Raw genomic sequence first — 18,329 nt, 5'->3', positions numbered from 1 at the left:
GTCAGAGCCCCCGCCGCAGGATCCCACGCGGGGATATCAAAAGAACTAGAAACAGCGTGGTAAAGATCGCCAGCAGCGAATAGCTGGCGCCGACATAGGTCGAGACGAAAGCTTCGATGACGCCTAGCAAAAGGGCCGCCACCAGCGCGCCCTCGACAGAACCCAGACCGGCAAGAACGGCTACGAAGAAGGCAAACAGCGTGTAGCGCAAGCCGACCTCCGGATTGACCGAGTAGATCGCCCCCATCAAGACCCCGGCCATGGCGGTGATGCCGGCATAGAGGCCATAGACATTGGCGCTCAGTCGTCCGATGTTGACACCCATCAGTGCGGCATTGTGCCGGTTCTCGGCAGTTGCGCGGATCGCCAGTCCGTAGCGGGTGCGATAAAGAAACAGGAAGAGCCCGCCGGCGATCGCCGCGGCGAACACCGCTGCCACAACCCGGATCAACGGAACCGTGACCGGGCCGATCGCCAGACTTTCGCCGCTCAGCGCGGTTGTGACGTTGCGGGTGTTGAAGCCCCACGCGGTCAGCATGCCGCCGCGCAGTAGCGTGAACAAGCCGAAGCTGAGCGCCAGGGCCATCAACTCCGGCCGCGCCGTGCGGCTGTTACGAACATTGTAAAGCACCGGGCCGATCAGATAACCGAGGGCGCCGAAAAGAACGAACGCCAGCGGGATCGCGAGGAAGCCGTCGAGCCCGAGCCACGCGGTGATGTAGTAGCCGAGATAGCCGCCCAGCACGACCCAGCCGCCGACCGCGAAGTCGATGACGTGCAACACCCCGAAGGCGAGCTGGAAGGCGATGGTAAAGGTGGCGATGACACCGCCGATCAGGAGGCCATTCAGCAAGGTCTGGAGAAAAAGATCCAAGGCGACATCCGTTTTTCGTCAAGCAACGGGAAGGCGGATATTCCGGCAAGCCCGGATGGGCAAAGCGGAACGGTCCATCGTTCTACAGCTATGCGCACCGGTGCCGCACCCATCGGCAGATGCGGGCGGCAAAACCGTCCGCATCTGCCCGTGCACGCCTATTTCCAGGCCGGCAGTGGGTAGATGTAGTCGGCTGCCGCGGCCTCCTTCGGCCCGACCGCGACAGTCTTGCCGCCCTGGATCTGGACCAGGACCGGCACGGGCTGGATGTTGTCGTGGTAATGCGGGCCGTCCTTCTCGAACTTGATCGGCCCGTAGAAAGTTTGGATGTCGGTTTCGGCGATGGCATCCTTCAACGCCACTCGGTTCTCGGGCGTCAGCGCCGGCTTCTTGCCCAAGCGCTTCAGCGCATCGCCCAGCACCAGACCGCTGGCCGCGCAGGCGGCGGCCGTGTAGTCCGGCTCGCCTCCCAGTTTCTTCTGCGCCATCTGGGCGAAGTCCTTGGCCGTGCCGAATACGTCGTCCTTGTAGGCCACTGTAGGCAGCCAGACCACCACGCCCGTCGTGCCGTCGGCATCGGCGCCGAGCGCCTGGGCGAAGGCCGGATTGGTGATACCGTAGTGCATGATCAGCGCCTTCGGCCGGTAGTTCAGCGACTTCGAGGTCTTGACCACATTGATCAGAACCTCCTCATGGCCACCGACAGCGACGATGTCGGGGTTGAGCGCCGCGATCTTGGAGATGATCGGCGTGAGGTCCCCTTCCGGCGGCACCAGCTCGTAGGTGGCCAGTTCGAGGCCGGCGGCCTTGGCGCCGTCGCGAAAACCTTCGCCCGTCTCCTTCGAGAACGGCTCGTTGACGCTGATCACAGCAACAGTCTTCGCGGCCGGTTTGGAAAGCTTCGCCAGCACGCCCAGCGACAGGCCCGAAGTCGTATCGACCGCCGGGATAATGCCGAAATTGAACTCAGGCTTCGCCTTCCAGACGTTGGGCGATTCGGCCGAACCGGAGATCATCGGCACCTGGTACTTCTGACAGATCGGCTGTACGGCAATGGTCGAGCCGCTGGTATAGGGACCGAACAGCACGTCGACCCCGTTTTGCACGATCAGCCGCTCGGCGGCGTCTGCACCCGTCGCCGGGCTGCTCTGGTCGTCGCCGTAGAACATCTCGACCTTGAAGCGGTCACCAGCTACCTCCACGCCGCCCTTGGCGTTGATCGCATCCGCCCAAAGGTCATAGCCCTGTTTGGTCAGGTTGCCGCCGAGGATGTTCTCGCCCGAGAGCGAGGTGATCACGCCCGCCTTGAAGGTCGCCGCTTGGGCGCGCGCCGTTCGCACGAACGGCATGCCGAGAGCACCGGCCGTGACGGCCATGGCGCTGCCGCCAAGGAACCGACGGCGCGAGAAAGAACGATCGATTGGAGCCATTTTGCAAATCCTCCCTTGCTTTTTATGGCGGTGATGCCGCTTTCGATAACCTTTCCCATCGATGCTCCAATTGGAAAATCGGTGGCACTTTTACTTCGTCTTGGGCAGCGCCCGTTCGCTCAGTGTAGAAGCCGGTTTAGATCAACACGACTTACTCCAGCCCGACTGGCCGATCGTGCAAGAGCTACCTCGATCGCCGGTTCGCCAAATCCATATATAGCTCCCGACTTGGCAGTTCCCATGTCTGAGCCGTCGCCTGGACAATTTTCTCCTACTTGCAGTTTTTCTGTCAGGCGGCGGAATTTTGGGGCCGTTTTGCTCGCAAACTTGCCATACGTGAGCGCAGTGCCGGCCGCTTTCGATCCCGGTTGCCGGGTCTGGTCATGTCGTTACCAGTTGGTCGCGATGTATTTTGGTTGGAGATATTCAAGCAGGCCATGATGCCCTCCCTCCCGGCCGAGCCCGCTCTGCTTCATCCCTCCAAACGGCGCTGCCGGGTCTGAGACTACGCCGCGATTGATGCCGACCATCCCACTTTCGATACGTTCGGCGACACTCAGGGCGCGCCTGAGATCACCACTGAAGACGTAGGATACGAGGCCATACTCGGTTTCGTTCGCTAGCCGTACAGCCTCGTCTTCCGTATCGAAGGGCGATACCGCTGCGACCGGTCCAAAGATCTCCTCCCTCGCAATATCGGAATCGTGAGATACGTCAGCAAGCACTGTAGGAGGATAGAAGAAGCCCACGCCAGACCGCGGTTTACCGCCCGTTTCGATACGCGCCCCGCGGGCAACGGCATCCTTCAGCAAGCGATCGACCTTCTCCACCGCGGTCGCTGTAATAAGCGGCCCGAGTTGGGTCGTCGCGTGAAGACCCGGCCCCACTGAAAGTGACGACATTTCCTCGGTAAGCCGGCGGACAAAAGCATCGTAGATGCCGCGCTGCACATAGAAGCGGTTTGCCGCGGTGCAGGCTTCTCCGCCGTTGCGCATTTTGGCGACCATGGCGCCGGCGACGGCATCCTCGAGATTCGCATCATCGAACACGATGAAAGGAGCGTTGCCACCGAGTTCCATCGAGCAACTGATGACCCGGTTGGCGGCCTCGCGCAGCAGGATGCGGCCAACGGCGGTCGAACCCGTGAATGACAGTTTACGCACCCGACTGTCGTGCAGCATCGCGCTCACCACAGGCCCTGCGGCCGTGGTCGTCACGATGTTGACGACACCTTCGGGCAGACCGGCTTCCATGAGGATCGCGCCGATCGTCAACGCGGTCAGCGGCGTCTCAGCCGCCGGCTTCAGGACGCACGTGCAACCGGCCGCGAGCGCCGGGGCGATCTTGCGGGTCGCCATGGCAGCAGGAAAATTCCAGGGCGTGACGAGCACGGCAATGCCAATCGGCTGGTATTGAACCAGGATTCGATTAGCGCCGCCCGGCGCATAGCCTATGTCGCCGAAAGTGCGCACCCCTTCCTCAGCATACCAACGGAAGAACTCTGCGGCATAGGTCACCTCGCCGCGAGCGTCCGGGAGTGCCTTGCCGTTCTCCAGCGATATCAGTTGCGCCAGCCTTTCGGCACGATCGAGCATGAGCTGATGGCAGCGCATCAGGATGTCCGATCGCTGGCGTGAGGGTGTTTGCCTCCACATCGTCGCAGAGGCCTCCGCAGCATCGATTGCCCGGATGCCGTCGGTGACTGCGCCGTCTGCGACAGATGCAATCGTGCGCCCATTGGATGGATCGGCGACATAAAACCGATTGCCGCCGGTTGCACTTGTCCATTTGCCGCCCACCAGCAGCTCCACAGGAGCGCCTGCAATGATAGCCCCAGCATCCGCCCTAAAAGGCTCGATGTCCCTTGCTGGCTGAGTCACACTCGACCTCTCGCGGTTTAGAAAACCCGTGCAACCAATCTGTGATTGCCGGGACCAATATGAAATTGGTATTGAAACCGGTGTCAAGATAAATCAAATTGGTTGCGGAGAAAATTGCCGATTCGTCCAGGAGTGGGCCTATGACGGTCGTTCTGAGAGATTTCATTGAGGCGGAAGGATTGCAGCCAGGCGACCGGCTGCCCCCTGAGCGCGATCTAGCGGTCAAACTCGGTTTGCCGCGCACGGCCCTGCGGCGCATGCTGGCCGAGATGGAGCAAGAGGGGCGCCTTCTTCGGCATGTAGGGCGTGGCACTTTCGTCGCCGAGCGCGGCGCGACCGCAAGTGCTCCGTACCGCGCACAGAATGCCTCCCGGAAGGAACTGTGGACTTATCCCGCTGAGGTCTTCGAAGCACGATTAATCATCGAGCCGAAGGTGGCCGCGCTCGCCGCGTTGCGGGCGACGCCCTACGAAACCGAAGAGATGCAGAAAGTCATCCAGCATGGCAGCACCGCCGCGACGCTGGCGGAGTTCGAGCGCTGGGACGCCGCGTTCCATCAATTGGTAGTGGCGGCGGCCCGCAACGGATTGCTGGCCTCGCTCTACGAAGGTATTCACTCGCTTCGGGCGGGGCGGCTGTGGGGGCGCATGAAAGAGCAGTCTCTGACGAAAGAGCGTATGCAGGAGTATACGGCTCATCATCGCGCGATCCTGCAGGCGATCATTGACCGGGATGGCGGGCAGGCCGAACAAAGAATGCATAACCATATCTTGACCGCGAGAGCCAACATCCTCGGATCAGAGACAATGGCCTAGGAAGGTATCGCCAACAATACTGTCAGACTGCCGTATGAGCGGGATGGCGGCCCTTCGAACTCTGCTCGCTTGTCGCCCTATTCAAGGCGGGGCACCTTACACACTTTAACGGATCCACGGCGCGCGGATTGACCGCCCGTCAGTCCTGGACAATGAGTGCCAGGCAGATGCAATGCGAAAGGTTGCGGCGATGTGCACCCGGGCCTGACCGCAAGGAAGAGCAAGGTCATGGCCGCTTTTCTTCGCGCTGCCGGCGGCGCATGGCACGCTTATCCCGCCATTCATACAGGGAATAGACAAGCGGGATGAACCACGGCTTGCCGCGGTAGAATGGTACGGCCTTCGGCGCGGGGTCGAAATCGAAGGCGGACTGCGCCTTTTCGGCTTCACCGAGGATCTTGAAGGCAGCCTTCTTGCCCAGCCAGCGGGCCCAGACCACTCCGGAGCCGCAGAACCCGGTGGCGTAAACCGTATCGCCCGAGGTGAAAATCCGGGGCAACATGTCGCGATGCATGGCGACCTGGCCAAACCAACTATGCGTCAGGCCAACGCCCTCCAGCTCGGGGAAAATCCGGCCAAGTTCGCTGCGCAAATGGGTGGTCGGCGCCAGCGCGTCACCCGCCGTGGTGCCGTCCCGGCCGCCGAAGAGGATGCGCGATCCGTCCGCCGAAGGGCGATAGTAATAGCTGAGCTGGCGCATGTCGCCACACATCATGCGCCTCGGCATCAACCGGTCCATCGCTCCTTCTGCCAATGGCTCGGTAGCGATGATGCGGCTACGCACCGGCACAATACGGCGGCGCAGCCAAGGATCGAAGCCGTCAGTATAGGCATCCGTGCAGATCAGCACCTTCCTGGCGAAGACGTCGCCGCGCGATGTTCTCACGCGGACCCCGCCGGCCTCGGCGATTGTTCCGGTAACGGCTGTGTTCTCATGGATCACCGCCCCGGATGCGGTTGCCACCCGCAGAATACCAGCAAGCAGCTTGGCCGGATGCAGGCCACCGGTATCCATCCGCACGAATCCACCCGTGTAGAAATCCGTCCCGATGTAGCTCGGCACGTCCAACCGGGCGACGGGATAAGCCTCGATGCCAAGCAAACGCCGCAGTAGATCGGCGGAGCGACTGAGTTCGTCATATTCGTCCGCATTGATCGCGCCGACGAAGAGGCCGGAGAGATGGAAGTCACAGTCCACCTTCTCCTCCCTCACAAACGCCCATAGGTCTTCCCGCGCGGCCTTTCCCTCCATCAGGATCTCAGTGGCGCGGGCCTCGCCGAATCGTCTGATCAACTCCTTGCGCCCGGGTCGAATGCTCCCGCTCGCCATGCCGCCGTTACGGCTGGAAGCCGCCTGCCCCAGCGCCTGGCGATCAAAAAGCTGGATACTGCGACCGGCACGAGCAAGCTCGATGGCCGCCGAAAGTCCTGCATAGCCTCCCCCAACGATCGCCACGTCGCATTTGGGGACGACGGGGTGGACTGTGAGAGGAGCGAAGGTGCAATCGTCCCACCAATAGGGCGTGGATTTGAAGGGGTCAGCCGAATCTGCGGTCATTGGAAAAACCAGCTTTTGGTCGGACAAGCGCGGGCAAGCAAAACCGGTCAATCACGTGAGACCCAGAGTTTGCGCGTAGTTTCGATGGCGCGCCATACACCGGTGAACCCCGGATGCATGACGAAGGCATCGCCAGCCGCGATGCGGCGCGGCTCGCAGCCATCCTCAATGAGTTCGGAGACACCTGAAAGGATGTAGCAGAACTCGAAAGTCTCGCCCTTAATCGAACGATAGGCGCCGGGCGTGACCTCCCAGACTCCTGCCTTCACGCCGCCGTCGGCGGTCTGGGCGATATCCCAGCTCAGAAAACGTGGATCGCCCTCCACAAGGCGGTCAGGCAGAGGTTGCCCCTTGCGGGGGCACGGAAGAGCATCCTGGTCGATGAACGTCAACTTGGACATGGGGATGTGGCCTTTCTGCGGGTCAAACGCCGTTCGAACCAAAGTTGCCGTTCCAGAAGCTTCAAGGCGGTCAGTCCGACGACATTGAGGGTGAGATAGAAGACGGAAGTGATGATGAAGATGTCCATAATGGCGAAGGTTTCGCTCATCAGGCGTTTGGCCCAACCCGTGATTTCCAGCACAGCGATGGTTGAGGCGAGGCTGGATTCCTTGACGATGATGGCAACCTCGCCGCTGTAGGATGGCAGCGCTTGTCGCAAGGCCAACGGGAACGTGATCCGGCGCAAGACAATCCAGGGCGACATGCCGCACGCTTCCGCCGCCTCGATTAGCCCGCGCGGCAGCGACAGGAAGGCGGTGCGAAAGATTTCGGCTGTGTAGGCGCCGGTGTTCAACAGGACCGCGAGAATGGCTGCGTGCAAGCCGTCGCCGATAAGCCACCAAATCAGCGGGTTGGCGCGAAGGAACCCGACCTGCCCTAATCCGTAGTAGATCACGAATATCTGCACCAGCATGGGCGTGCCGCGAAAGACAGCGCAATAGGCGTCGGCCGCCTTGCAAACCAAGCGATTGCGCGAAGTGCGGGCGAGCGCCAGCAGGATGCCGAAGGGCAGTCCCAAGCCCACGCCGAACACCGAGATCAGAAGCGTGGTCTTTGCGCCGGTGAGAAGGAACGGGATCGCATAGGCAACAATGGTGAAATCCATTCTAACCTCCGCTGAAGCCGCGGTTGATATGGCGCTCAGCCAGGCCGAACAGGGTCTGGCTGACCGCTGTCATGGCGAAGAACAGAGAAGCGGCGATGCAGTAGAAGAGAAGTGGCGAGCGCGTGATGCCGGCCGCTATGGCCGCCATGCGCATCAGTTCCTGCATGCCGACGATGGAAACGAGCGAAGTATCCTTGATCGTCATCTGCCAGACATTGTTGACCCCGCCGAGAGCAAGTCTCAACGCGAGTGGCAGCGTGATCCTGAAAAAGGCGACCTGTGGCGGTAGCGCCAGAGACTTCGCGGCTTCAAGAAGGCCTTTGGGAACGGCTTCCAAAGCACCGCGCATCACCTCGACTGAATAGGCGCAGGAAATCGTCGCGATGGCGAGGATGCCGATGATGGAAGGATAGGCACTTTCAGCCATGTCCCGGTAGCCGAAGGCGACGGCGACCTTCTGCACCCAGTCGACGGAGCCGAAGAACAGGAGATAGATCACGAGAAGGCCCGGCACGCCCCGCACGACGATGCTGTAAACGTCGATCACCTGGGACAGCACCGGGACTCGCTGCCAGCGGGCGATGGCAAACGGGACGGCTGCGATCAACCCGATCACCATGCCGACCAGACCGATGCAGATCGTGACGAAGGCGCCGCGCAGCAAAGCGAGCCCCCAGCCCTGCTCCACAATCAGCGACCAGAAAGTTTCAAACATGGACGACACCCGTCAGGCCGTCGCGGACTGCGACGGCCGGTTGTTGCGAGAGGATCACTTCTTGCAGGCAATGGTGTAGTCGTCCTTGAACCACTTGAGGGAAGACTCCTTGATCTTACCTCCATTGATCATGTTGCAGAGCGCAGCATCTACCTTGGCCTTGAGTTCGGCATTGCCCTTGCGCATGCCGACGCCCATGCCGTGGCCGAGGGTTTCAGGATCGTTCATCGCCGTAATCTTCACGTCGATCTTCGTGAAGTTGGCGCCGTCAGGCGTAGCGAGGAAATCCATCCAGGTCGGGGAGTCGCCGAAAGCAGCATCCAGGCGGCCAGCCGCAAGGTCCGCGGTCTGCTGCGTGGTGGCATCGTAAGTCTTGAGATCGGCGCTGGTCGCCCGCTTGCCGATGAATTTGGCATAGGTCGTGCCTGTCACGACGCCGACACTCTTTCCGGCGAGAGCCTTTTCGATCTCCTCGAGATTCTTGAGCCCGGCAAGGGGCGAGTCTTTGGGGACCACGAAGTAGAGCGGCGTGGTGGCGTACGGGATGGAGTAGTCGATCTTCTTCTGGCGCTCGGCAGTGATTCCAAGGCCGGAAATGATCACGTCGAAGCGGTCGCTATCCATGGAGGGAACCAGCGAGCTGAAAGCCTGCACCACGAATTTGCACTTCATCTTGAGTTCGGCGCAGATGCCGTTGGCGACATCGGCGTCGAAGCCGGTGACGTTTCCGTTGGCGTCCGCCATGCTGAACAACGGCGCGTCGCCTTCCGTACCGACGCGTAGGACGCCTTCCTCGGCGCGCGCGGCACCGGCTGCGGCGGCGAGCATCAACCCCGACAGGAAAATCGAGCGAAACGCTTGCACTGAAAGCATGAGTGTTACCCCTTTTTCTTTGTTCTAGTGAAGAAAACCGCGTTCAGGCGGCGGCTGGCATGACGCTGGAGAGAAAACGTTTCACCGCCTCCGAGGCGGGGTTGCGAAACAACTCTTCCGGCGCATCGTCCTGCTCAAGGATACCTTTGCGCAGGAATATCATTCGGTTCGACACGTCGCGTGCAAACCGCATTTCATGGGTGACGAGAAGGATGGTCGCACCCTCCTCGGCAAGCGTGCGGATCACCTTCAGCACCTCGCCTACGAGTTCAGGATCGAGCGCGGATGTGGGCTCGTCAAAAAGCATGATCTTTGGTCGCATCGCCAGCACCCGCGCGATCGCCACGCGCTGCTGTTGACCGCCCGAAAGCTGACTGGGATAGCGATCGCGGAACTCGGCCATCCCGACCTTGGAAAGCGCCGAAAGCGCCAGATCCTCGGCCTCCCGCCTTCCTTTCCCGAGCACGTAGACGAGCGCCTCCGTCACGTTGCCGATCACAGTGCGGTGCGGCCAGAGATTGAAGCTCTGGAACACCATGCCAGTCCGCTGGCGAAAGAGTCGGATCTTCGCGCGGTTGGTGATTTCGCTCTTGCCCTGTCGATTGGAGGAGATGGAGATCGCATCGCCCATCACCTCGATCTTCCCCCAGGTCGGCGTCTCCAGAAAGTTTATGCAGCGCAATAACGTACTCTTTCCCGAGCCAGACGCGCCGATAAGGGAAATGACCTCCCCTTCGGGCATCTGGAAAGTGACGTCGTTGAGGACCCTGACTGCGCCGAAGGCCTTGCTGAGTTCATCAACCTTGAGAACCGGGCGCATGTCATGGCGCCTGGAGTCCCATTCAGCTTGCATCTTCTCGACAGCGGGCGCGGCCCAGTTGTCCGACATTTGCGCGAGTTCGTTAATTGCGGCTTGGCGACTGTGACCATCGCTACCGCTGCCCTCGGCGGCGGCGCCGGATCGATATCCCTTGCTGTCAGTCACACTCATCAGCTCCCTGCCTCCAGCAATTAGGCGCAACCAATCTTTGGATTGCTCGAACCAATATGACATTGGTATCGCAACCGGTGTCAAGATAGATCAAATTGGTTGCGCAAGAAATCTGCTGCACTTCAGCGGAAGCGGCCGTGTGACGGTTGTTTTGAGCCAGGCGATCGACTGCGTTCTGAGCGCGATCTCGCGGTCGAGTTCGGTTTGCCTCGCCCCGCCCCGCGGCATGATCGCCGAGACGGAGCAAGACGAGCGCCTTCTTCGTCATCCGGGGCGTGCACTTCGCCGCCGAGTACTGCGCGACCGCAGGCGCTCCCGCCGAGGTCTTCGAAGCGCGATTGATCATCGAAGCGAACGTGCGCTTGCGGCCCTACGGAGGACGCCCTACGAATCAAAGAGATCGGAAAGGCACACACGACAATCGTTTGTCGGAAGCAATGAGCACCACCGCTGCCTCCGCCCCGCCCGCATCAGCCCCAAGGCTGAGGCAGGAGGAGCGCTGGATCACGGTTGCCGCACTGCAGGCTATAACGCCGGGAACGCGCTATCATTTCATGCGCGCGGATGTCGTGATTGGAGCCGTTTGCGGATTGTTCGCTTTGTAGTGCAGGTAAGACCACCTCCATTTGATGTACTCGTCCCATTCGGGACCGAGTTCATCGAATTCAAGTCTCAGGATCCGCCCCGCGCGGACGTCATGCGGTCGGTGCGTGCGATAGGATCGCGCACGGCCCTAAGCTGGCACTGCTCCTCGCATAAGAGGCGCGACCCAACTTAGCGTTTGCGATATATTGCTCGGGCAAAGCCTCCGCCGCCTGGGAGGTAGGCACGTGGATGTTCGGGCATGGCTGGTGAGCCTCGGTCTCGGCGAGTATGCCGAGGCCTTCGGTGCCCACGACATCGATGAAGAGGTGCTCCCAAGCCTGACCGCCGACGATCTGACGGCGCTCGGGATCACGTCGATTGGCCATCGGCGCAAGTTACTCAGCGCCATTGCAGCCCTTGCCGAGGATCAGATCCGGCCCACCGCGGCTCAGCCTTCGCCTGCCGCCTCGGAATCTCGCGCAGAGCGGCGGCAACTCACTGTGATGTTCGTCGACCTCGTCGGCTCGACCCAGCTTACGCAGGCGCTCGACCCGGAAGACATGCGCGAAATCATTCTCGCGTATCAGCAGGCGGTTGCGCGCGAGATCGCTCGCTACGACGGGCGCGTCGCCAAGCTGATGGGCGACGGCGTGCTCGCCTATTTCGGCTGGCCACAGGCGCACGAGGATGACGCCGAGCGCGCCGTACGAGCCGGCCTTGCCGCTGTTTCGGCCACCGGTCGGCTGAACGCACCCGGCGGCAAGTCACTAGCGGCGCGAGTTGGCATCGCCACGGGACTGGTCGTCGTCGGCGACCTGGTCGGCGAAGGTGCTGCACAAGAGGAAGCCGTTGTTGGAGACACGCCCAACCTTGCTGCCCGGCTGCAGGCACTCGCAGAACCTGGCGCAGTCATCATCGCCGACACAACGCAAAGGCTGATCGCCGGGCTGTTCGCGACAGCTGACCTCGGTGAGCGTCTTTTGAAGGGCTTTGCCACTCCGATGCGATGCCAGCGCGTTGTCGGTGAAACAGCCACTGAAAGCCGGTTCGAAGCACGGCACTCCGTGCTTGCACCTCTGGTCGGGCGGGACCGTGAGCTGGCACTCCTGCTCGAAAGCTGGCACCGCTCGGCAACGGCGGAGGCTCGGGTCGTACTGCTCAGCGGCGAAGCGGGCATTGGCAAGTCGCGCCTGATTGCGGCCCTGGCGGAGCGGGTGGGTACCAAACCGCACGCCGAGCTGCGCTTCTTCTGCTCGGCCCATCACACGAACAGCGCGCTGCATCCTCTCATAATGCATCTCGAGCGAGCGGCGGGTTTTGTCAGTGACGACAGTGCCGATAGCAGGTTCGACAAACTCAGGGCACTGTGCGCCAGGCTGCAGTTGGAGGCGGGCGAGGTGCTGCCGCTGCTGGCTGTCCTGTTGTCGGTCGAAGCAGGCGAACGCTACCAGCCGCCCAGATTGCCGGCGCCGACGCTCAGGGCGCGCACGTTGGCGGCGTTGATACGGCTTGTCGAGGTGTCGGCAGCGAACAAGCCGGTGCTTGTGCTGGTCGAAGACGCGCACTGGATAGATCCGACGACGGCGGAGTGGCTCGCGATGCTGGTTGAGCGGCTCGCTGGCCTGCGCGCCTTGTTGGTGGTGACGGCACGACCGGAATTCGAGCCGCGCTGGAAGACTCTATCATCGATAGAGATGGTGCAGCTCGAACGACTCGAACGCGAACACGGCATAGCGATCATAGAGCGCGTTGCAGGCAACAAAAAGCTGCCTCGCGAGATTGCCGATCGGATCCTGGCCAATACGGAAGGTGTACCGCTGTTCGTCGAGGAGCTAACCCGGACGGTCCTCGACTCCGGGCTGCTGCGAGAGGCCGAGGGGCAGTATCTCGCGATCGAGCCGCTGCCCGACCTGGCAATTCCATCGACCCTGCAAGACTCGCTGATGGCGCGCCTCGACCGGCTGTCGCCGGTCAAGGAGACGGCTCAGATCGGCGCCTGCATCGGGCGCATCTTCGGCCGCCGGCTGCTCGCTGCGGTGAGCGGAACGGACCATGCGCGGCTCGACGATGCACTCCACCAGCTCGAACGGGCCGAGCTGGTGTTTCGCAGCGGCACCGCGCCGGAGACGACTTACACGTTCAAGCATGCGCTGGTGCGCGACACTGCCTACCAGAGCCTGTTGAAGAGCCGGCGCCAGCAAATCCATGGCCGGATCGCAGCAGCGCTCGAAGGCGAGTTCGCCGAAATCGCCGAGGCCGAACCCGAGACCGTGGCGCAGCATTACACGCTGGCCGGATTGGCGGCTGAGGCCGTGCCATGGTGGCTGCGGGCGGGGCAACGCGCGATGGCAAGATCTGCCAACCGCGAGGCCGCCGCCCACTTCTCCAAAGGGCTTGAGCTTATAGTGTCGCTGCCCGCTTCCGAAACCCGCCTCAGGCAGGAAGTTGCGCTGTGGACTGCGATGGGTTCGGCTCTCGTTCCGGCCAAAGGTTGGGCCGCCCCGGAGCCTCTGCAGGCATTTTCGACCGCGCGGGAGCTTGCCGCGCGGCTCGGCGACAAGATCCAGCTATTTGCCGCGGTACGCGGCGAGAGCGCCTGCCGAACGATCTCGGGCGACCTGCGCGCCGCCGAAGCGCTCGCTCACCAGTGCAGGACGCTTGGGATGGAGCTCGCCGAGGCATCCGCCGATTCGGAGTACTTGCTGGAGGGACATCATCAGCTCTGGGGCGTCAATTTTTATCTGGGCAAGTACGGACCGGCTGAATCCTTTGTCAGATATGGTCTCAGAACCTACGACTACGAGCGGCATCGGCACCTTGCGTGGGGTTATACGGGGCACGATCCCGGCGTTTGCTGCAGGTCCTTTCATGCGCAGATGCTATGCATATGCGGTAAGCCTGATGGGGCGATCCAGCAGGCAAGGGAAGCCGTCGCTCTGGCCCAGCGTGACTCGCACCCCCTTAGTTTGGCGCAGGCACAGATGGCGCTTGGCGTTGTCCACCTCCTCCGGCGAGAGCCCGGCGAGGCGCGATTCTGGACTGAAAAAGCCATTGCTGTGTGCACCGAGTTTGCCCTCCCGCTTCTGCTAGGACAGGCTCGCGCTTTCTTCGGCTGGGCGCTTGCCGGCCTGGGAGAGTTGGATGATGGGATTGGCGAGATGCGCGGTGGGATCGCAGCGATGGCCGCGACCGGCGCCGACATGGGGATGGCCGCTTATCTGTGTGCGCTAGCGCGGGCTTGCGGCGAGCGCGGCGAGACAAGCGAGGGACTGGCCGTTCTGGAGCAGGCGTTCGACACGCTCGCTAAATCAGGCTCTACATATCAGCTGCCCGAGCTGTTGAATGCGAAAGCAGAGTTGCTGTCACGGGTGGACCCGCCTGGCGACGCCGCCGAAGACCTTTTGCGGCAGTCTCTGGCCGCCGCCCGCGAGCAGGGCGCGGTGTTGGCCGAGTTGAGAGCCGCTTTTCGCCTCGCGGGACTTTGGGTCAATCGCGGCCGCGACAAGGAGGCGCGATCGTTACTCGCACCGGTCTATACGACTTTCAACGAAGGCCTCGACACGCCTGACTTATTGGAGGCCGGACTCCTGCTGCAACGGCTTTCGCAAGGAGCGACTGCGCAACCCTAAGGAGGATTGGGGCATGCTCAACCGAATGTGGATCGGCCTGTTGGCGGTCATTGCACTGCTGCCGCCTGGTGGCCGGGCTGTTGCGACCGAACTCACGATCCTGTGGGCGGAATGGGATCCGGCCAACTATCTGCAGGAACTCGCCAACGAGTATGAGAAGGAGACAGGGGTCAAGGTCACGGTCGAGACCGTGAACTGGCCCGACTTCCAAGATAAGGCATTCATGGAGTTCAATGCCCACGCCGACGCCTACGACATGGTCGTCGGCGATTCGCAATGGCTTGGAGCTGGTGCCACGGAGGGTCACTATGTCGAGCTGACCGACCTCGTCAAGGAGACCGATCTGACCAAGGTCATGACGCCGGCGTCGATGACTTACTATTCAGAATATCCAAAGGGCAGCGGACGCTACTGGGCCATTCCGCTCGAGGCCGACGCGGTCGGCTGGGCCTACCGCAAGGACTGGTTCGAGAATCCTGCCGAAATGAAGGCCTTCAAAGAGAGGTACGGCTACAATCTCGCCCCGCCGAAAACCTGGATGCAGTTGCGCGACATCGCCGAGTTCTTCTACCGACCACACGCCAATCCGCCGCGCTATGGCGTGGCGATCTACACAGAGCAGCACGGCGACGGTCTGATCATGGGCTTCATGTCCGAGTTGTTCAGCTATGGCGGCGAACTCGGGAACTACAGCACTTGTGCGATCGAAGGCATCGTTAACTCGCCGCAGGCCATCAGGGCGCTTGAGGCTTACAAGAAGCTCTACTCCTTCACGCCGCCGGACTGGGGCAATACCACCAATCGAGAGGAAGACCTGGCGATCACCGGCGGTCTGGCGGCAATGAGTATGAACTTCTTCGCCTTCTTTCCGGCACTGGTGAACCCAGCGACAAATCCGAACGCCTCCGTCACGGGATTCTTCGCCAGCCCGGCTGGACCGGACGGAGATCGATTCACGGCTCTGGGTGGCCAAGGTATCTCGATCGTGTCTTATTCGCGCAAGCAAGCGGAAGCCAGGAAGTTCCTCGCATGGCTCGTTCGCGATGACACCCAACGAAAATGGGCGGACCTTGGAGGCTATACCGCCGACGCCCGCATTCTGCAGTCGGAGACGTTCCGCAACGCTACACCGTACAATGAAGCGTTCTACCAGAGCCTATTCGTGGTGAAGGACTTCTGGGCAGAACCCTATTACGCCAAGCTCATCGAGCAGATGAACGCACGTCTGGCACCTTATGTGCTCAAGGATGGCGGATCGGCAAAGGAGACGCTTCGACGGGATCGCGGCCGACTGGAAGACGACCATCGCCGAAAACGGATGCAAATAGCGGCAAGCGGAACGGCAGCTTCGCATGGGGACACCAGCGAGCGGGATCGGCCCTTCCCTTTTCGGACGCGATACCCATTTTGACAGGTCGAGCGATCGCGCCGGAAGCGTACTCATTTTCACTAGAGGGGTGATTTCGCTCACGACGGCATCTGAAAAGGAATCTTACGATGATCACTGGTGCCCAATGCCGCGCCGCTCGCGCGCTGGTCGAATGGACCCGCGAAAAGCTCGCCAGCAATTCAGGCGTGGATGAGTTGGTCATCGAAGAATTCGAGCGTCGGATCACCCTCCCCGACCGGGACATCTGCGACGCACTGCAAACCGCGCTCGAAAAGGCCGGCGCTGTTTTCATTGCCGAAAACGGCGGCGGTATTGGCGTTCGCCTGAAGCTCAATCGCTCCGAGGTCCGGCGAATCGGCATTCTGGAGAATGAGGGTGGCATCGTCGGAACCGACGCCGTTCCATAGGCTCAGGTTTGCCAGGGATCGACGAATTCAGATCTCAGCCCCGTCAATGGGCAATTTCAGAATCCCGCGTTTGCTGACCGGGTGCAAGCAAGGAGATCGTCATGAAGGTTCTGTGGGGGTGATCTCACCGAGGAGGAGCAGACAGCGCCTAAGCTCATGAATCGCGGACCCTCCCGGCTCTATCGAAAGAATTGGCCGAACGGCTTGTCTTCGGGCTGGCGCAAAAGAGACCGCACGGGACCGGCATAAACAGGACTGGAAGAGAACTGGTGATAAAGACGCTGCTCGGCGGTCGCCGCGAATAGCTCAAGAGTGACACCGCTGAGGCGGCTGCCTTGACTTCCGGAATTGCTTCCCCAACTATGCTCTTATGAACGCCGCTGCTAAAATTCTTTGCGATTTTCTTTTCCGGGTTTGCCCCATCGCGGGATCTTAACCCCCGGCTCGGCTGGCATGTGCCCCGAGCCGAGGGGCTAGATTTCCATCGATATGGGATGATCCGCAGGGCTGCACGTCCCCGGGCATCGCCGCTTCGAGCAAAAAATTTCTTCGAATTGGCCCGTTTCCGCTACCTCGATAGCGGCTGACCCACCAGAAATTATGAGAATTCAAATGCTGCACAATACAAAAACTCGGCGTAAGCCGAACATCCGCATCTCGCAGTCGGATTACGCACGTCTGTCGGCGCTGGCGACCACTGTGGCCGCACGAAACCCAGTTGCGTCCGATGAACTGCTTGCCGAACTCGAGCGTGCGCGCGTCGTCGCCGATGGCTGGGTCTCTGCCGGCACTGTCCGGATGGGCTCGACTGTGACGTTCAAGCCCGACACAGGCGATCGGAAAACGGTCACGCTCGTTTATCCGGGCGAAGCGAACATTTCTGAGGGGAAGGTTTCAATCCTGACGCCTATCGGCACGGCCCTGATCGGCCTCTCGGCTGGACAGTCGATCATGTGGACCGCCCGAGACGGACGCCGGCACGAACTGTTGGTGCTTGGTGTGAACCATCCCACCCCGGAAGACGATAGCCCCGACCGCCTCGCACCTTCGTCTGCGATCGCGGCGAGCCTCTAAACATGGGCGTCTCGGTCCGTCTCCTCAATCACGCAGGCAGTCTGATCGCGGGAGTCTGACCCCTGAGCCGGCCTGTTCTGGTCCGGCGCAGGGGTAGCCTTCCACCCGCCGATCAATTGCTTGTTGCCGGATACCCTTGGAGAGGCCCGGCTGGAGACTGGAGACGCACCATGCCCAATATCGACACTTGCCAGCTGACCACCAAGGACTACACCATTCTTGAGGTGATCCGGGAGCGCCATCCAATCCGCGATGAAACCTTCTCGGCCATTCTCCAGCGGAAGATTTCGAGCGCAATTGTGATGTTTCGCGATGACATCCCGGCAAACGTCGTGACACTCAGCAGCCGGGTGGCCTATCGGGTGAACGACGGCCCTGCCGAAACCCGCATCGTCGCACATGACCAGATGCGCGGTCTGGTTGGCATGCTTTTGCCTATCACCAATCCGCGAGGCTTGGCGTTGCTCGGTCTGGCCGAGGGCCAGTCGATGTCTATTCCGACAGTGGACGGCAGCCTTGAAACGCTGACGGTGCATGAAGTGGTTTATCAGCCAGAAGCCGCAAGGCGCGAGAGGCTGAAGCTGGCGGGAGTTACCGCGCCCGGCTCGCACCGACTGGGCGGGCCGGGTCTGCGCATTGTCCATCGTTCCGATGAGCCCGATGGTGGAGCTCAGAACAAGGTTGCGGCGGCCTTCGACACCGGGTTCGACGACCCCGGGCCGTCGGCCGCCTGAGAACTCGACTATCGAGGCTGTGAAGGCGAGTAGACAAAGGTCCCGTCGATCCTCGCCCTCACGCCCTGTATGCCCCGGAATAGATGAATTCCGGCGCGCCTTGCCTCGATTGGGAAGTTGTCGACGCAAATAATTGCAGCGTCAGCTGCGCTCTGGTCGGTTATTGACGTTGGAGACTCCCCCGACGTGGTGATGTGCGCGCTCACAGCTGTCTGCGTACATGAAAGCGAGCAGCCTTCGAGTCGCTGCCCGAACGACATTGAAGG

At 61.4% G+C, this 18,329-nt stretch carries 14 protein-coding genes and 1 pseudogene; 6 read left to right on the top strand and 9 right to left on the bottom strand.

The features are described from left to right. Nucleotide 1 precedes the first annotated feature (1 nt). From EN818_RS18440 to EN818_RS18430, 3 genes are all read right to left on the bottom strand, one after another. Entirely contained in the window at nt 2-874 is an 873-nt protein-coding gene (locus EN818_RS18440) for a branched-chain amino acid ABC transporter permease (RefSeq protein WP_095806853.1), read from the bottom strand. A gap of 158 nt (nt 875-1,032) precedes the next feature. After that, nucleotides 1,033-2,304 carry an ABC transporter substrate-binding protein gene (locus tag EN818_RS18435; protein WP_095806854.1) on the bottom strand — a complete coding sequence of 424 codons (1,272 nt, stop codon included), beginning with the start codon at nt 2,302-2,304 and terminating at the stop codon, nt 1,033-1,035. 389 nt (nt 2,305-2,693) lie between these two features. Beyond that, nucleotides 2,694-4,163, bottom strand: a complete 1,470-nt coding sequence (locus tag EN818_RS18430) for an NAD-dependent succinate-semialdehyde dehydrogenase (RefSeq protein ID WP_165350113.1) — start codon at nt 4,161-4,163, stop codon at nt 2,694-2,696. Nucleotides 4,164-4,324: 161 nt separating this feature from the next. Between EN818_RS18430 and EN818_RS18425 the strand changes: the two genes are divergently transcribed. After that, nucleotides 4,325-4,999: an FCD domain-containing protein gene (locus tag EN818_RS18425; protein WP_095806856.1), complete on the top strand. Its 675-nt coding sequence runs from the start codon at nt 4,325-4,327 to the stop codon at nt 4,997-4,999. Nucleotides 5,000-5,225: 226 nt separating this feature from the next. Here the strand turns inward: EN818_RS18425 and EN818_RS18420 are convergent, their stop codons facing one another. Genes EN818_RS18420 through EN818_RS18395 form a run of 6 tightly spaced genes read right to left on the bottom strand, consistent with a single transcriptional unit; the run spans nt 5,226 to nt 10,073 of the window. Further along, nucleotides 5,226-6,557: an FAD-binding oxidoreductase gene (locus EN818_RS18420; RefSeq protein WP_095806857.1), complete on the bottom strand. Its 1,332-nt coding sequence runs from the start codon at nt 6,555-6,557 to the stop codon at nt 5,226-5,228. A 47-nt stretch (nt 6,558-6,604) separates the two neighbouring features. Continuing rightward, nucleotides 6,605-6,958, bottom strand: coding sequence for a cupin domain-containing protein (locus EN818_RS18415; protein WP_095806858.1), 354 nt, complete (start codon nt 6,956-6,958; stop codon nt 6,605-6,607). Further along, nucleotides 6,946-7,665: an ABC transporter permease subunit gene (locus EN818_RS18410; protein ID WP_095806859.1), complete on the bottom strand. Its 720-nt coding sequence runs from the start codon at nt 7,663-7,665 to the stop codon at nt 6,946-6,948. Before EN818_RS18410 ends, EN818_RS18415 begins: the two co-directional genes overlap by 13 nt. A gap of 1 nt (nt 7,666) precedes the next feature. Further along, on the bottom strand, nt 7,667-8,380 hold the full coding sequence (locus EN818_RS18405; protein ID WP_095806860.1) for an ABC transporter permease subunit: 714 nt from the start codon (nt 8,378-8,380) through the stop codon (nt 7,667-7,669). A 54-nt stretch (nt 8,381-8,434) separates the two neighbouring features. Next, nucleotides 8,435-9,253 (bottom strand): transporter substrate-binding domain-containing protein, encoded by an 819-nt coding sequence (locus EN818_RS18400; protein ID WP_095806861.1) that lies wholly within the window; start codon nt 9,251-9,253, stop codon nt 8,435-8,437. 43 nt (nt 9,254-9,296) lie between these two features. Continuing rightward, nucleotides 9,297-10,073 carry an amino acid ABC transporter ATP-binding protein gene (locus EN818_RS18395; protein ID WP_095807029.1) on the bottom strand — a complete coding sequence of 259 codons (777 nt, stop codon included), beginning with the start codon at nt 10,071-10,073 and terminating at the stop codon, nt 9,297-9,299. A 1,001-nt stretch (nt 10,074-11,074) separates the two neighbouring features. Here EN818_RS18395 and EN818_RS18390 point away from each other — a divergent pair. The 5 genes and pseudogenes from EN818_RS18390 to EN818_RS18370 all read left to right on the top strand — a co-directional run bounded on the left by EN818_RS18390 (nt 11,075) and on the right by EN818_RS18370 (nt 18,063). Further along, nucleotides 11,075-14,458 (top strand): adenylate/guanylate cyclase domain-containing protein, encoded by a 3,384-nt coding sequence (locus EN818_RS18390; protein WP_095806862.1) that lies wholly within the window; start codon nt 11,075-11,077, stop codon nt 14,456-14,458. Nucleotides 14,459-14,483: 25 nt separating this feature from the next. Further along, a pseudogene (locus EN818_RS18385) lies at nt 14,484-15,786 on the top strand (extracellular solute-binding protein). Nucleotides 15,787-15,955: 169 nt separating this feature from the next. Then, nucleotides 15,956-16,255 (top strand): hypothetical protein, encoded by a 300-nt coding sequence (locus EN818_RS18380; protein WP_095806863.1) that lies wholly within the window; start codon nt 15,956-15,958, stop codon nt 16,253-16,255. A 612-nt stretch (nt 16,256-16,867) separates the two neighbouring features. Further along, nucleotides 16,868-17,329: a nucleoside diphosphate kinase regulator gene (gene rnk, locus EN818_RS18375; protein ID WP_095806864.1), complete on the top strand. Its 462-nt coding sequence runs from the start codon at nt 16,868-16,870 to the stop codon at nt 17,327-17,329. A gap of 170 nt (nt 17,330-17,499) precedes the next feature. Next, nucleotides 17,500-18,063, top strand: a complete 564-nt coding sequence (locus tag EN818_RS18370) for a nucleoside-diphosphate kinase (RefSeq protein WP_095806865.1) — start codon at nt 17,500-17,502, stop codon at nt 18,061-18,063. Nucleotides 18,064-18,329: the final 266 nt, after the last annotated feature.

Origin of the sequence: Mesorhizobium sp. M3A.F.Ca.ET.175.01.1.1, from assembly GCF_004791945.1 — a bacterium.
Classification (GTDB): Bacteria; Pseudomonadota; Alphaproteobacteria; order Rhizobiales; family Rhizobiaceae; genus Mesorhizobium.
Note: the sequence above shows the minus strand (reverse complement) of the source record. Positions and strands in the feature narration are given on the sequence as shown.

Excerpts from the sequence above, each read along its gene's own strand:
- EN818_RS18435 (WP_095806854.1), bottom strand. The coding sequence starts at position 2,304 with ATGGCTCCAATCGATCGTTCTTTCTCGCGCCGTCGGTTCCTTGGCGGC.
- EN818_RS18425 (WP_095806856.1), top strand. The coding sequence starts at position 4,325 with ATGACGGTCGTTCTGAGAGATTTCATTGAGGCGGAAGGATTGCAGCCA.
- EN818_RS18420 (WP_095806857.1), bottom strand. The coding sequence starts at position 6,557 with ATGACCGCAGATTCGGCTGACCCCTTCAAATCCACGCCCTATTGGTGG.
- EN818_RS18415 (WP_095806858.1), bottom strand. The coding sequence starts at position 6,958 with ATGTCCAAGTTGACGTTCATCGACCAGGATGCTCTTCCGTGCCCCCGC.
- EN818_RS18410 (WP_095806859.1), bottom strand. The coding sequence starts at position 7,665 with ATGGATTTCACCATTGTTGCCTATGCGATCCCGTTCCTTCTCACCGGC.
- EN818_RS18405 (WP_095806860.1), bottom strand. The coding sequence starts at position 8,380 with ATGTTTGAAACTTTCTGGTCGCTGATTGTGGAGCAGGGCTGGGGGCTC.
- EN818_RS18400 (WP_095806861.1), bottom strand. The coding sequence starts at position 9,253 with ATGCTTTCAGTGCAAGCGTTTCGCTCGATTTTCCTGTCGGGGTTGATG.
- EN818_RS18395 (WP_095807029.1), bottom strand. The coding sequence starts at position 10,073 with ATGCGCCCGGTTCTCAAGGTTGATGAACTCAGCAAGGCCTTCGGCGCA.
- EN818_RS18380 (WP_095806863.1), top strand. The coding sequence starts at position 15,956 with ATGATCACTGGTGCCCAATGCCGCGCCGCTCGCGCGCTGGTCGAATGG.
- rnk (WP_095806864.1), top strand. The coding sequence starts at position 16,868 with ATGCTGCACAATACAAAAACTCGGCGTAAGCCGAACATCCGCATCTCG.
- EN818_RS18370 (WP_095806865.1), top strand. The coding sequence starts at position 17,500 with ATGCCCAATATCGACACTTGCCAGCTGACCACCAAGGACTACACCATT.